Below are 14,875 nucleotides of genomic sequence, written 5' to 3'. Positions count from 1 at the left end.
CTCCAGCAACCAGTTTGAGTCGCAAATTTAGAAATTATGATTAAAGTAAAAATTTTATTTGTAGTATTTATGGCTTTCGGCATTAGCCATCTAGCAAATGCACAGAAAAAGTATGCTGTCTTAATTACCGGTGATTATGCTGCCACTCAAAATTCCATTCCTGAGAGTGATTTATGGAATGGAGGTATTAACAAGGATGAACCTGAAGATTACGACGAATTTTGGAACGACACCTATTTAATGTGGGAAATGCTGCAGGAAAAAGGTTTTTCACAGGAGAATATTATTGTACTGTTTGCTGGAGGAGAAGATTACTCAGTTACTAATCCAAATATTGCTGCCAGATACAAACCAGTTGATCCTACTGAAACCGTAACCGATTATTCTGCAAGCATAGCCAATGTAAACACTGTTTTCAATGGTCTGGCTAATGGAACAGGTGATTTTCCCCAGATAACACCCGATGATTTTCTTTTAGTTTGGACATTTGACCACGGAGGTCTTGTAAATGGTAATGCTACGCTTCATCTTATTGATGGTGTCATTACTGACGACGACTTTGCTTCACTTGTAAATCCAATACAGGCTAACAAGAAAGCATTTTGGATGGAGCAATGTCATTCAGGTGGTTTTGCCGATGAACTTGAAGGGCCTACTACCTTTTTCCAATCAGCTTGTGAGGAAGAAGAAAGTGCTTGGAGAGCAAATGATACCCCGGAAATTGAAAATGAAATTATAAATAATATTCCATATCACCATGGCGAGTTTTTTTTTCATGTTTTTTCCGTTGCTAATGGTTCATCCCCAACCGGCAACCTTGAATATGACGATACTCCTTATACTGATGCCGATGAAAATAACGATAATTATCTTAGTTTATATGAAATATGGGAATGGGCAGATGATCAGGAAGATAATCCAGATGCAGAATCCTTACTATCCGATGAGGGTGACATTGGAGAATATACTTCACTAGAATACCCAACCTTACTCCACGTGGATATTACAGATAATGAATCATACCGGGGTTTGATAGGAATTTCGAAAGATATACATGTCTTTCCCGGTAAACAACTTCAACTATTTTCCAATGCTGATGTTTATCTACTAAATAATGCTAATTTGATTGTTGATGCTGGAGCAACTTTAATTATAGAAGACAACGTAAGCATAAGTGGAAATTCATCTAACAAAATCATCGTAGAAGGCAATATTCAAATAGGAAATAATGTCAATTTTAACCGATCGGGTAATTCAGGATATTTTGGCGGTTTACATATCAACAATCAAAATGCAAGCACTACACTTAATCAAACTATTTTTACAAAAGCTCGCATGCATAATTATGGCGATAATCTTATTGTTAATGATTGTAATTTTGATGACTGCTATATTATACGTTCTCATAGAGGTACAGTAACTTATACAAATTCTGATTTTAGCCGTACTTGGCTTTATATTGAAAATACCGATGAAAATGACAAAACTGCAATAGTAGCTAATTGTAATTTCACAACAGATATTACTATGGCCGCCATAGATCTTTGCAACTACGATAATTATCGTATAGAAAACAATACCATGAATGGTTTTTATAATGGTATTCAGCTATGGCAGTCGGGCGATGGAAATATGGCGAACTACCATCATATTCATAACAATGAAATATTCAATTCTAATTTAACTGGTATTACTGCTTACGATTCAAAGGTGTCCATTTCAATGAATCATATTCACAATAATGCATATGGCATTCGTTTAAATAATAAATGTAACGTAGCAATGTATGGTGCTTATAATGCTACTTCGTATAACGAAATGAATTATATAACAAATAATACCAGCTATGAGCTGTATATCTCAAAATACAGTTTCCCATGGTATTTTCGGTATAACGCTATTATTGACGACTATAATATTGGTAATCCAAGCGATCCGTTATTATATTTCGCCTATCCTACAGGAGGTAAAATAAATCAAAAAGATATACGATATAACTGCTGGACAGCAAATAATAATTTTGTAGCTAGTGAAGATTTATATCCATATGAGTATTTTACATATAGTCCAACTTGGTGCCCTAATGGTTCTCCAATTCCAATAGGATTAGCCGAGCAAATGTATTTTGATGGAAAAGAACAATTTGACGATCAGCAATACTCAAATTCAAAAGCTACATTTCAATTGCTAATTGAGCAGTACCCCAAAACAAAATATGCCGAGTCTGCTATGAAAGAATTAATTAATATAGAAAAGTTTTCTACTAACGATTACTCGTTATTGAAAGAATATTTTCTAACAACCGATAGTATTGTACTTGATACAACTCTTGCAAATTTGGCAACTCGTCTTGTAAATGTTTGCGAAATAAAATTAGGTAATTATCAAGAAGCAATTAACTTTTTTGAGGCAACTATCATTAATCCAGAAACAATAGAAGACAGTATATTTGCAATAATCGATTTGGGTTATGTTTACTTTTTGATGGAAAATGAAGGTGATAAATCTAACTATTCCGGTAAGTTAGTAGAGTTTAAACCAGAATCAAAAAATCATTTTTTTGAACATAGAGACTTTCTTTTATCATTAATTCCTGAAGAGAAAATGAGCACTACCTTAAAAGGAAATATTGATGTCTTAGAAGCAGGAGGGCTATTGCAAAATAATCCGAATCCTTTTAATGGTACTACTCAGATTTACTATAAAATGGAGGAGGAATCAAATGTGCAGATAAGTATTTACAATTATACTGGACAATTAATAAAGACATACATAGAGGGAACAAAAACTAAAGGCATTCATTATATTGATTTTGATGCAAATGGTTTGAAAAATGGAATATATCTTTATTCAATAAGTATTAACGGACAAATAACAGATTCTAAAAAGATGACGATTATGAGATAATACAAACGAATTATCCACCCTTCACAACCAAGCACATCCCGAGTAAAATTCGGGTAGAGCTTGGTTGTTCCAAAGCTATCAGCATAATGTGAATCAATAACGCCCAGTTTGCCAACAAGGCATCATATTTCATGGCGATTTCAGTCGCAACTTTTTATGATTATGGCAGATAATATAGTATATTCGTGGACAGAAAAATTACAGCAGACAAATCCGCCACGTAAATATATGCCAACACGTTAGTAATTTCCCCACATAGCAAATGAAAAACATTAAAACACTATCTTCCTTATTCATATTTAGAAAAACAAATGCAGATAAAAAAAGCCATTTCCCGAATTTCAAAAATACTCCTACTAGGAATACTCACCTTATTTTTAATGAGTTTCACACCCATTAAATACGATAAGATTTTCAAGAAGGATAAACAGAAGGTGGATACCTTAATCATGAACATGCCTTATGTGCAGGTTTTTGCTCATGACAATGAAGAGGTATTTATGGATATTGAGCTATCCATATTAAATGAAAACTTAATAGATAGTGTTAGCAAAGATATATTGGATAGGAAGTATGTATTTAAGAATATTACTCTAAAACCAGATGCTTTAGGTTTGTCTGATTTATTTGAAAAATTAGAAGCCTCCCCAAAATATTTGAATAATATTTCGGCACAAAATATTTTTATGAAACAGGAAATAATTTGGGAAAGCAAATATGCTATAATGATATTTTTAGAAGGTCATCATCTTGCCGCTTATCCTCCTCATTATTTTAGAAATGCCCAATTAAAGAGTAATACCATAATGATTCCTCTCAATATGATCCTAGGTTGCCAAATGAAATAGAAAATATGGTGAAGCAAATATTGAAAAAGATATATTATAAGTAGCAGGTCATTTATGATAAAACAAATGGAAATACCTGATTCAGCTATTTGAGATATACAGAAAGTCATTTTTCATTCCTCTCGAAATCCTTCACTAAATAAATTAAGATAATTGCTCCCTTTATAATTTCTTTCCATACTTTTGGCTTCACGATCGAGAAATATCTTATCGGTATGAACCATTTAATAACCTCTTAATAATCATAATATTGCAGAAAAAAAGAATCATATTTAGTAAGCCCTCTAAAAAACATGCACCTAAGGGAATGGTCATTCTTTACGAAGATCAGGATATTATCGTGGTGAATAAAGAAAGTGGCTTGTTAGCGGTGAGTACTGATAAGGAAAAAGATAAAACAGCCCATTTTATTCTGAATGATTACGTGAAAAAGGGAAATGCAAGATCCAAGAACAGAGTATTTATAGTGCATCGATTGGACAGAGACACCTCTGGAATTTTGGTTTTTGCCAAAAGCGAAAAAGTGAAACGCTATTTACAAGACGAATGGGCTACTTTTAGCAAAACCTATTTTGCGGTGGTACATGGTCAGCTAGATGATAGAGAAGGCGAGATGATCTCTTATCTTGCAGAAAACAAGGTGTATATAGTGTATTCTGTAAAAGACCCTGCTAAAGGTAAACTAGCCAAAACTGGCTATAAAGTGCTTAAGGAATCGGGTAAATATAGTTTGCTCGAAATACAGCTATTTACAGGGAGGAAAAATCAAATTCGTGTTCACTTAGCAGAAAAGGAACATCCTGTGCTAGGTGATAAAGTATACGGAAGGATAGATAAAGGCATTAAAAGATTGACGCTTCATGCTGCTTCATTGACTTTGTTTCACCCTCTGACCAACGAAGAAATGACTTTTGATACAGAGATTCCTCAGTATTTTAAAACGCTGGTCAATTATAAAGCTTGATAAACTAAATTATAAAGCCATTAAACCTGATGAGCAAATCCGAATTAAAAAGCATCTGCCCTACCAATAAACAAGAATGGAGAAAATGGCTAGAACGAAATCATTTAATTGAGGATGCTGTGTGGCTGATCGTATTCAAGAAAAGCTCAAAAACGCCAACCATTTCTTGGAGTGATGCCGTTGACGAAGCCTTGTGTTTTGGCTGGATTGATAGTGTAAAAAAGTCCATCGATTCGGAGAGGTATATGCAGTATTATGGCAAAAGAAAAGCCAATAGCATCTGGTCAAAAATCAATAAGGATAAAGTAGCCCACTTATCGCAACAAGATTTGATATTCCCTGCCGGATTAGAAATTATTGAAAAGGCAAAACAAAACGGAAATTGGGTCCTTTTAGATGATGTGGAAAAACTTATCATCCCCAATGATTTAGAGGAGTCTTTTAAAATATATCCATCCTCCAAAGATTTCTTTCTGAGCTTGAGTAAATCCGTGCGCAAAGGATTATTGGCATGGATAGTGATGGCTAAACGAGCTGAAACCAGAGAAAAACGAGTAAGAGAAGTTGCTGAAAAGGCTGGGGAGCATCTTTTGCCTAAGGCGTTTTCGTGATCTATACTTTGGGATATTCTTATTTCTATGGAGGGGATTTTAGGAAATAATATAGCATATAACAAATCTGGTACAGATCAAGCCAAGCACACAAATATCAATTTTCAGACACAATTAATCTAAAAACTGTAACTATTTTTTATGGAATAGTCCTGTAAGTGGATGTAAATGATAAAAGATGAAAGTGAGATTTTTAATGATGGTCGTTCTTGCATTATGCATAGGGCCTGTTTTGGCGCAAAAAACCAATGAGTTATATATGCCTAGGGAGTATAAACAAGCTTATGAGAATGAAACAAGGACACATGAAGGAAGGGCTGGGAAAAACTATTTCCAAAACAAAACCGATTATGTAATTAAGGCAGAATTTTTTCCCGACACCAAATTATTAGTTGGTAGCGAAATCATTAGATATTATAATAATAGCCCAGATACCTTATCATGGATTTATATGAATTTGTTCCAAAATTTATATAAGAAAGGAGAAGCTAGAGATTCTTATTTGGATGCCAATAGTATTCACGATGGAGTTCAAATTAAAAGCATAAAAGTTAATGGGATGGAAATAGAACTGGAATCTATGACCTATTATTCCACCATATTGGTTTTTCCAGTTCCAGATAAAGTTCATCCTGCTTCGGAAACTAAAATTGAAGTTGAATGGCAACAATTGATGCCGCTTTCTGCCATGCGTAGAATTGGAACTTATGATGAAAGCAGCTTTTGCGTGGGGTATTGGTATCCAAAAATGAGTGTATATGACGACATTGTGGGTTGGAATACTTTTGGACATACTGGAAATGCTGAGTTTTACAGTGATTATGGTGGTTTTGATGTGGAGATAACTGTTCCGGCAGAATATAATGTGTGGTCATCGGGTGTATTGCAAAACACCAAAGAAATATTTCGTGATAAATATATTCAGAGAATAGAGGAGGCTTCCAAATCAGATGAAGTCATTCATATTATCGATGAAAATGATAGAGATGAAAATAAAATTACATTAGCGGGTAAAAAACATATTTGGAGATTTAAGGCCAGTAATTTGCCTGATTTTGCATTTATCGTGAGTAATAAGTATTTATGGGATGCGACAAGTGCAAAAGTTGGAGATAGTAGAGTATTGGTAAATTCGGTTTATAATAAGAATTCTGAAAATTTTCGAAAGGTGACTGAAATCAGTAAAAAATCCATTGAATATTATTCAAATATTGTGCCTGCCATTCTTTATCCATACCCACTATTCACTGCCTTTAACGGAGAAGCAAAAGGAATGGAATTCCCCGCTATGATTAACGATCGAGAAGAAGATGAGTTTAGTACCTTGTTTACCACCACACATGAAATTGCCCATACCTATTTCCCTTTTTATGTTGGCACCAATGAGCAGGAATATGGCTGGATGGATGAAGGCTTGGTTTCTATCATTGGAATTTCAGCATTAGTAGAATTCATGGAATCTGATGAAGCATCAATATTCCCATTAGTCAATAAAAAGTATCATGCAGAATCGGCCAAACTAGCCATAGATATTCCACTTATGACAGGAACCCATAGTGCTGGAGATTTTACTTCTGGATTCATGACCTATGTTCGTCCAATAACAGCTTTCAGTTTGTTATTTGATTATATGGGAAAAGATAAATTTTATCAGGCCATTAGAGAGTTCACCGAACAATGGAAAGACAAACACCCAATTCCATATGATATGTTTTATGCCTTCAATAAAGTAGCTAATGAGGATTTGGGCTGGTTTTGGGAGCCTTGGTTTTTTGATCTAGGATATGCTGATATCGGAATAGGAAGGATTGATTATGGGACAGATGAAATAACAATCAATGTAGAAAACCTTGGTTCTTTTCCAATACCTGTGCACATGTTGGTAAATTATAAAAATGGGGAATCTTTTTCTGTGAACAAGAGGATGGATATCTGGAAATCTGGAATTAAATCCTGTCAAATATTAGTCCCAAAAGGTGAAATTGCAGAAATAGTTTTGGATACCAATACACCTGAAGCCTATTATGTGAATAATATTCTTTCCTACTAAATGAATCAAATAATATAATCATGAAGCCGGATTAAATAATCGTGAAATAAAGTTGTTTGAATTTAAGGACTCCAAAGTAATCTGAATAGATTCTCAACATAATAAAAAAATAGAAGGTGTTTCAGGCTAGGTGAGAATATTTATAGAAAACTCTGAAATCCTAGTTCTGTCTTAATAAGTCCAGATGGTGAGATTTTGGCGAAAAACATATAACATGAAGATCTGAGCTAGAGGCTTAATGAAATATTTAAGGATTAAGAAAAATATTTCATCATAAGCAATATAATCTTATTCTATAGTGGTTCATATCATTATATATCACCTGACCATAGGGGAACTCAAAAATATCTCCATATCCTTTTGATTGTATAATTATTTGACTTATTTTTACCATGCTTCCTTATGTAAAGTTAATTTAGCTCGTGTAGTAGAGCGTGAAACAACAAACAGGATCTATGATATTCAAAAATAATTATATTCGAGCCATATTCGTAACCATTTTAAGTTTTTTATTTCTGTTTTTTATGGCTTACAGATATACCAGTTTTCAACGTGGGCAGTGGGAAAGAGATGTTAGAACGGCTGCACTTGATGTATTAATTGGAAAAAAATCAAAACTTGAAAAAGCATTATATTCGCGTATCTATTATACTAAAGGATTAGCTTCCTTTGTTTCATTAAATCCCAATATTACCACTGAAGAATTCAATATCCTTGCACAGGACTTTGCAAAAGATGATACTATTATTGGTTCTTTGGCCTTGTCTAAAGACTGTATTATTGGAGCTATTTATCCACTCGAAGGTCATGAAGCTGCTATAGGACTCGATTTACTAAATCATCCTGAACGAGCCGAAATAGTGAATAAAACCATTGAAACTCGAAAGACATTTGTAGCTGGTCCAGTAGATTTGGTTGAAGGAGGCGTTGCCTTCATTAGTTACACTCCGGTTTTTGATAAAACCATTACCGAAACTGGTGTTTTTTGGGGAGTTGCCGATATCGTTATAAATATGAATGCTTTATTTAATGAGGCGGAATTAAAAACGGTTGAAAATGATTTTGAATTTGCTTTAAGAGGATATAACGGTACGGGGATTAAAGGGAAAGTATTTTATGGTAAGGAGGAGGTTTTTAATAGTGATCCGGAAACGGTAATCATTAATCTCCCCTATGGGATTTGGGTTATGGCATCAAAGCCTGTAGACGGTTGGGAAGCCTTTTATGATCAAGATCGCTTTTTGTATTTATCTCTTATTTTCAGCTCTTTTGTTATCAGCCTTCTATTGGGTCTTTTAGTCCATGCTATTTTAAAAATACAATTGAATGAGCGAAGGTTGAAAGCGATTTTTAATTCTTTAGATAGTCTTATTATTGAATTCGATAAAAATGGTAAATACTTAAGTGTTGCCGCCACTCAACCTGGTCTTTTGGCAAAACCTGCGAATGAATTAATAGGTATGAATATTACAGAAATTGTGGATGTTGATACAGCTGTTCTATATAGAAACGCTTTTTTAAAGTGTCTGAAAAACAAAGAATTAGTGGTTTTTGAATACCCATTGATTATTGAGGGTAAAAAACGGTGGTTCCAAGGAAGGGTATCCTATAAGAATGCTAATTCTGTAATTTTAATGCCATTGATATCACCAAAAATAAAGAGAATGAGGAATCAATTCTACAATCGAATCAAATGAAGGACAATTTGATTTCGGTTTTGGCCCATGATCTTAGAAATCCATTGGGTCACTTTATGCAAATGACCAATTTTTTAGTCGAAGATTTTAGTTCTTTTGAGAGAGAGGAAATATTAAGCCATCTAATAGGTATTAATGAATCCAGTAAAAACACCTATGACTTACTTGAAAATATTCTTAATTGGCAGCTTACTCGTAAAAACTCAAACCATATTATATTAAGGTCAGAAGATATAAAACCTCAAGTAGATGTTATTATTACTCAATTGAATTACCTAGCCATAGCTAAAAATATTAAGATTGTTAATGGGATGAATGAAGATAGCTATGCTATGGTTGATAAAAAGCTGTTTCATACCATTATCAGGAACCTTGTCGTTAATTCCATAAAATTCTCTTATTCTGGTGGTGAGATAATAATAAGTAGCCAAGAGCTTACTGTAAATGATATAAACTATCTGAAAGTTAGCATTACAGATAAGGGCATAGGAATGGATGAAAATCAAATACACGAGATTTTAGGGGGCAATGAAATAAAAATAAATTATGGTACTGAAAGAGAGAAGGGGACAGGTTTAGGTCTCATTATTTGTAAAGAGTTTATTGAGCTTTTAGGAGGCGAATTCAATATAGAAAGTACAAAGGGTCAGGGGAGTACCGTTTATGTGATGCTAAAAAGTGAGAAAAATGATAATTAAAAGTGCATTAACATGCTATATAAATTGATTATTTTGGAATAAGCTATAGTTTAAAAATCAGAAAACCACCAATTCCATATCCCCAAAATTCTCTTTAGATTTGTGCAAACACAAACAATCATGAGAAAATCTATTCTTTTATTTTTTATTTCAATATTTTTTATTTCCATGTCTTATTCTCAAGCCATTTACGAGGAGGAGAGATATGTGCCAGAAACCAATCCAGAGGTTCTAGCAAAACTTGCCCAATGGCAGGATTTGAAGTTCGGCTTATTGATGCACTGGGGAGCTTATAGCCAATGGGGAATAGTAGAATCTTGGTCATTATCACCAGAAGAATATGGCTGGTGCGAAAGAAAAATGGGAGAAAATCCAGAGAACTATAATGCTTATGTGAAAGAATATGAGGCTTTAAAAACGACTTTTAATCCTGTGAAATTTGCCCCAGAGAAATGGGCAGAAGCGGCTGATTATGCAGGGGTTAGATACATGATTTTCACCACCAAGCATCACGATGGATTTTGTATGTTCGATTCTAAATATACCGATTATAAAATTACCGATGAGGGATGCGCTTTCTCCCCTAATCCCAGATCGAATGTGACTTTAGAAATATTTGATGCTTTTAGAGAAAAAGGAATGTGGGCTGGAGCTTATTTCTCTAAACCCGATTGGCACCATCCTCAATATTGGGACCCTTATTATCCGCCACGTGATAGAAATGTGAATTATGAGCCAGAAGCCAATCCTGAAAAATGGCAGAAATATATGGATTTCACCCATAATCAGATTCTAGAATTACTGACAGATTATGGTAAAGTTGATATTCTTTGGCTCGACGGAGGATGGGTGGCCAAAGACAGTAAAGAAACCATCACCTCTTGGTACGACAAACAACTAGCAGCCACAGAAAATGGCTATATTAAACATCGCATGGTGAATCAAGACATTAAGATGGACGAGTTGGTGGCGAAAGCCAGACAAATCCGTCCTGATTTATTAGTCGTGGATAGAGCCGTTCATGGCATTAATCAGAATTATTTGACGCCAGAAAATCGAGTTCCAGAATCTACCTTAGACTATCCTTGGGAATCTTGTATCATCAGTGGTGGAGGTTGGGCACATACCAAGAATGCCAAATATATGAGTGGTAGAGAAGGGGTGCAACTTTTGGTTGACATCGTAGCCAAAGGAGGGAATTTACTCTTAAATGTAGCGCCAACTCCAGAAGGAAAATGGCAGCAAGGGGCTTACGATTTATTGAAAGAATATGGCGATTGGATGGCTGTCAATAGTGAAGCTATTTATAGAAGCAAAGCTATCTTCCCCTATAAAGTTGATAATATTTGCTTAACTCAAGGTGAAGAAGGGCAAGTATATTATTTTTATATGGCAGAAGAAGACGAAGGCAGTTTGCCTACAAAAATTCATATTCCAGTTCCACAGGATTCCAAAATTAAAAACATCCAATTATTGGGTTCTCCTAAAAAACTAAAATGGAAAAAGACAGAGGAGGGCTTTGATATAGAAATTCCTAAATCATTACAGAAGCAAGCGCCTTGTAAATATGTTTGGGTATTTAAAACCATCAGTAAATAATCATTAGAAAGATAAAAATGAGGTCAATATTAATAGCGATTATAGTATTTGGTTTTTCGAATCTTTTATGGGCTCAAAACTATGAAGTGAAATATCAAAGGCTTAATAATAATAAACTCGATTCCACCTATTCCTATTCTTTTAAATATATGGATGGAGTGGCTTATTTGTCTTCGGAGGGGTCTGAAAATAAAGCCTATATCGATTTCAATAGAAAGGTGAATGTGGACATCATGACTTATGATGAAGTCTTATATAAAACGGTGATTCCTTTTGCGGAAATTGCTGCTCCTGAGAAAATGGAGAAGGCCGAAAAAATACTGGGTTATAAATGTAAGAAGGCTATTTTTAAAGCTTTTTCCAATACCATAGAAGTTTGGTTTACGGAGGATGCTCAAGCCAAAGGGAGTCCCTATAAAAGCTATTTACCAGCAAATGCATTGGCTTTAAAGATTGTCATTAATGGAAGTAGAGAAATAAGAGCAACAGAGATTATTGAGTTGGACGAGTCCTTGGAACTCCCTTATCCATTTAAAGAGGCCAAAGAAATCTCCGAAGCCAAAGCTCGTGAACTTCAAATTAGGGCTCGCTATACCAATTTTCCGGTTTTCGACCATCAACAAATCAATTTTGAAGGTGATATTGAAAACCCTCCTCATGGACAATCCGATGTGGTTTATCGCTTATCAAATGGAACGGTGATTCTGAAAAAGATAAAAGTTCCAGAGATTGCCAAGCAAGGAGCCAGTGTTTTTGCCACAATCACCAATTGGTCTAATGGTGATGCCTACGATAGAACAGGTTCTTTATTCCTCATTACTCAAGACAAAGAAATGTCAATGCTAAATGCTTTAGAGGATAGCCTTGAAGTATTGCCAGTATTTATGGATAATATGGATAATCATTACCAAGGAATTATTAGTAATGAACAATACGATACGCCTGTTGAACTGATGCGGTTTTTTACTTCTTTTGGCGTTTCGCATTTTAATCATATCAGAGAAATTGAGAATTATCTGTGGCAAGATTCTGTGGTCTATAAGCAAGAAATTACTTCTGTTTTTCCCAATGATGAAGATGAAGTTTGGATAGGCGTTTTTATTGGTAATTATGATGGAGGAGGGCATTATGTAAGCCTCAATCTGCAGTTTTATCCGCCTTGGAGCGAAGGAGAGGTAGCAGAGAAATATATTCAGCCATTGTTCAATACGGTAAATATTATGGAAATGTCGGGGCAGAATTATGGAAAGCTCTTCGGAAATGACACTCTAGAAATGGAATTTGATTTGCCTGAAAATATTGAGAATTTAGAAATGCTTTTTACTACAACTGGTCATGGTGGTTGGGGTGGAGGAGACGAGTTTAACCCTAAACTCAATCAGGTCTTCATCGATGGAGAATTAGTGTTTAGTCATATTCCTTGGCGTACCGATTGTGGAACTTATCGCATGTCGAATCCTGCTTCCGGGAATTTTGAGAATGGTTTATCCTCCTCCGATTTGAGTCGCTCCAATTGGTGCCCAGCAACATTAACTCCTCCATATTTCATTAATCTTTATGAGCTTAAACCAGGGAAACACAAAGTAGAAGTGGTGATAGAACAAGGAGAAAATGAAGGCTCTAGCTTTAGCTCTTGGTGTGTTTCTGGAGTTTTGGTTGGGGAAAAGACAAAGTAAAGGATGATAACCCCGTAGGGGATAGCGTCCTTGGTTAATAATGGCAAATCCGTGAAGAAAAGATTTCTCAATCCCTGCGGTCTTTCGAAATGACCCGAGGTCAGCGATATATGGAGAGATGTTTGTGGCGGCAAAGCCGCCACAAACATCTCTCCCCAAAAGAATAAAAGGAATGTCATTCCGACCTTGCATAAGCGAGGGAGGAATCTATTTTTAAATAAGAAAAAACATGAAAAATAACCTAATTCTATTATTACTCTTAACACTTGGCTTTTCAAGCCTACAAGCCCAAGAAATTCCAAAAGAAGAAAGACTAGCATGGTTTAAAGATGCGAAACTCGGAATCTTTATCCACTGGGGGATTTATTCAGTGGATGGCATTGATGAGTCCTGGTCTTTTTTTAATGGATATATCTCCCATGAAGATTATATGAAACAGCTCAATGGTTTTAATGCCAAAAAATACGAGCCTAAGGAGTGGGCTGAGTTAATCAAAAAAAGTGGAGCAAAGTATGCGGTACTCACCACCAAGCATCACGATGGAGTGGCGCTTTGGGATAGCAAGGCTGGAGATTTAAATGTGGTGGATAAAAGCAAAGCCAAAAAGGATTTGCTCAAGCCTTTTGTATCTGCCATTAGAGAGCAAGGTTTAAAACTTGGATTTTATTATTCATTACTCGATTGGTCTCATCCCAATTATCCAAATGCCACACGTGAGCAAAAGCGATATGAGGAGGATGCTAAAAGATGGAATCAGTTTGTGGACTTCAATTTTGCTCAGTTGGATGAGCTTAATCAGTACCATCCCGATTTATGGTGGTTCGATGGCGATTGGGAACAAAGTGCCGAAATGTGGAAAGCCAAAGATATAAGAGCTTCCTTACTCAAAGCCACTCCAACGACCATTATCAACTCTCGATTACAAGGTTATGGAGATTATGCTACTCCAGAGCAAGGTGTTCCTGTTTACCCTCCTCACGACGAATATTGGGAATTGTGCATGACCATGAATAATTCTTGGGGATTTCAGCATAATGACAAAGAATATAAAACCAGTAACCAAATCATTAGAATATTGGTAGATTGCATCAGCATGGGCGGAAACTTATTATTAGATATTGGACCAAAAGCAGATGGCAGCATTCCCAAAGAACAAGTGGCTATTTTAGAAGATTTAGGCCGTTGGACCAACAAGCATGAGAAAGCCATTTATGGAACCAGAAAAGGAATTCCCAAAGAACATTTTAATGGATACACCGCTTTATCAAAAGATAAAACCATCCTTTATTTATATGTAGACAACAAACCCAATGGACCATTACTTATAAAAGGACTGAAGAATAAAATCAATAGGATTTGGGTTGTGGGCAATGGAACCAAGCTTTCACATAAAGTGGTGGGGAAACAATATTGGAGTTCTGTTCCGGGCCTATTGTATATTGACGTACCAGAGGAGGTTCAAGATAAAGATGTAACTGTAATAGCAGTTTTGCTTGATGGTCCAGTGGATTTGTTCAAGGAAGAAATACGAGCGATTGAGAGTAATTAGTGTTTGTCCATAAAGTCCGACTTCTTCGTTGCGCCTGTCTGACGACTAGGCAGACTTGCACTGAAAACAAACATCCCGACGATTTCTTTCGGGGCTTATTGCTATTCAGTTCTTCACAAGACTTGAATTCGAACTTTCTGAATCAAACTCCTTAGTTTACAGATAGGCTCTTATTAGGCAGTAATAACCGCAGGGTGTAATATATGTTAGATTTGTAAGTTAAGACCGTTGCATAACGTAAGGATTCCTTAAATGGACAGTTTTTTTAGCTTTTTA

The 14,875-nt window shown here is 35.4% G+C and carries 10 protein-coding genes; all 10 read left to right on the top strand.

Annotation, left to right across the window (positions count from 1 at the left end; genetic code table 11):
- Nucleotides 1–36: 36 nt before the first annotated feature.
- A complete protein-coding gene (locus HNS38_RS10795; RefSeq protein ID WP_172346445.1) occupies nt 37–2,907 on the top strand; it encodes a T9SS type A sorting domain-containing protein in 2,871 nt (956 codons plus the stop codon).
- A gap of 311 nt (nt 2,908–3,218) precedes the next feature.
- Nucleotides 3,219–3,755 carry a hypothetical protein gene (locus HNS38_RS10790; protein WP_172346444.1) on the top strand — a complete coding sequence of 179 codons (537 nt, stop codon included), beginning with the start codon at nt 3,219–3,221 and terminating at the stop codon, nt 3,753–3,755.
- A gap of 250 nt (nt 3,756–4,005) precedes the next feature.
- Nucleotides 4,006–4,719, top strand: coding sequence for an RluA family pseudouridine synthase (locus HNS38_RS10785; RefSeq protein WP_216663694.1), 714 nt, complete (start codon nt 4,006–4,008; stop codon nt 4,717–4,719).
- A gap of 29 nt (nt 4,720–4,748) precedes the next feature.
- Nucleotides 4,749–5,330, top strand: a complete 582-nt coding sequence (locus HNS38_RS10780) for a YdeI family protein (RefSeq protein ID WP_172346443.1) — start codon at nt 4,749–4,751, stop codon at nt 5,328–5,330.
- Between the two features lie 178 nt (nt 5,331–5,508).
- Nucleotides 5,509–7,380, top strand: a complete 1,872-nt coding sequence (locus tag HNS38_RS10775) for a M1 family metallopeptidase (protein WP_172279243.1) — start codon at nt 5,509–5,511, stop codon at nt 7,378–7,380.
- Nucleotides 7,381–7,835: 455 nt separating this feature from the next.
- A complete protein-coding gene (locus tag HNS38_RS10770; protein WP_172346442.1) occupies nt 7,836–9,077 on the top strand; it encodes a CHASE domain-containing protein in 1,242 nt (413 codons plus the stop codon).
- A complete protein-coding gene (locus HNS38_RS10765; protein ID WP_172346441.1) occupies nt 9,074–9,775 on the top strand; it encodes a sensor histidine kinase KdpD in 702 nt (233 codons plus the stop codon). Before HNS38_RS10770 ends, HNS38_RS10765 begins: the two co-directional genes overlap by 4 nt.
- A 120-nt stretch (nt 9,776–9,895) precedes the next feature.
- Complete coding sequence (locus HNS38_RS10760; RefSeq protein ID WP_172279247.1) at nt 9,896–11,374, top strand: alpha-L-fucosidase; 1,479 nt, start codon at nt 9,896–9,898, stop codon at nt 11,372–11,374.
- Nucleotides 11,375–11,391: 17 nt separating this feature from the next.
- Nucleotides 11,392–13,050: a PNGase F N-terminal domain-containing protein gene (locus HNS38_RS10755; protein WP_172279249.1), complete on the top strand. Its 1,659-nt coding sequence runs from the start codon at nt 11,392–11,394 to the stop codon at nt 13,048–13,050.
- A 229-nt stretch (nt 13,051–13,279) separates the two neighbouring features.
- Complete coding sequence (locus HNS38_RS10750) at nt 13,280–14,599, top strand: alpha-L-fucosidase (protein WP_172346440.1); 1,320 nt, start codon at nt 13,280–13,282, stop codon at nt 14,597–14,599.
- The last annotated feature ends 276 nt before the right edge of the window (nt 14,600–14,875 follow it).

It is taken from the genome of Lentimicrobium sp. L6, assembly GCF_013166655.1.
GTDB lineage: Bacteria > Bacteroidota > Bacteroidia > Bacteroidales > UBA12170 > UBA12170.
The sequence above is the reverse complement of the archived record's forward strand: the minus strand, read 5'-3'. Positions and strand labels throughout refer to the sequence as shown.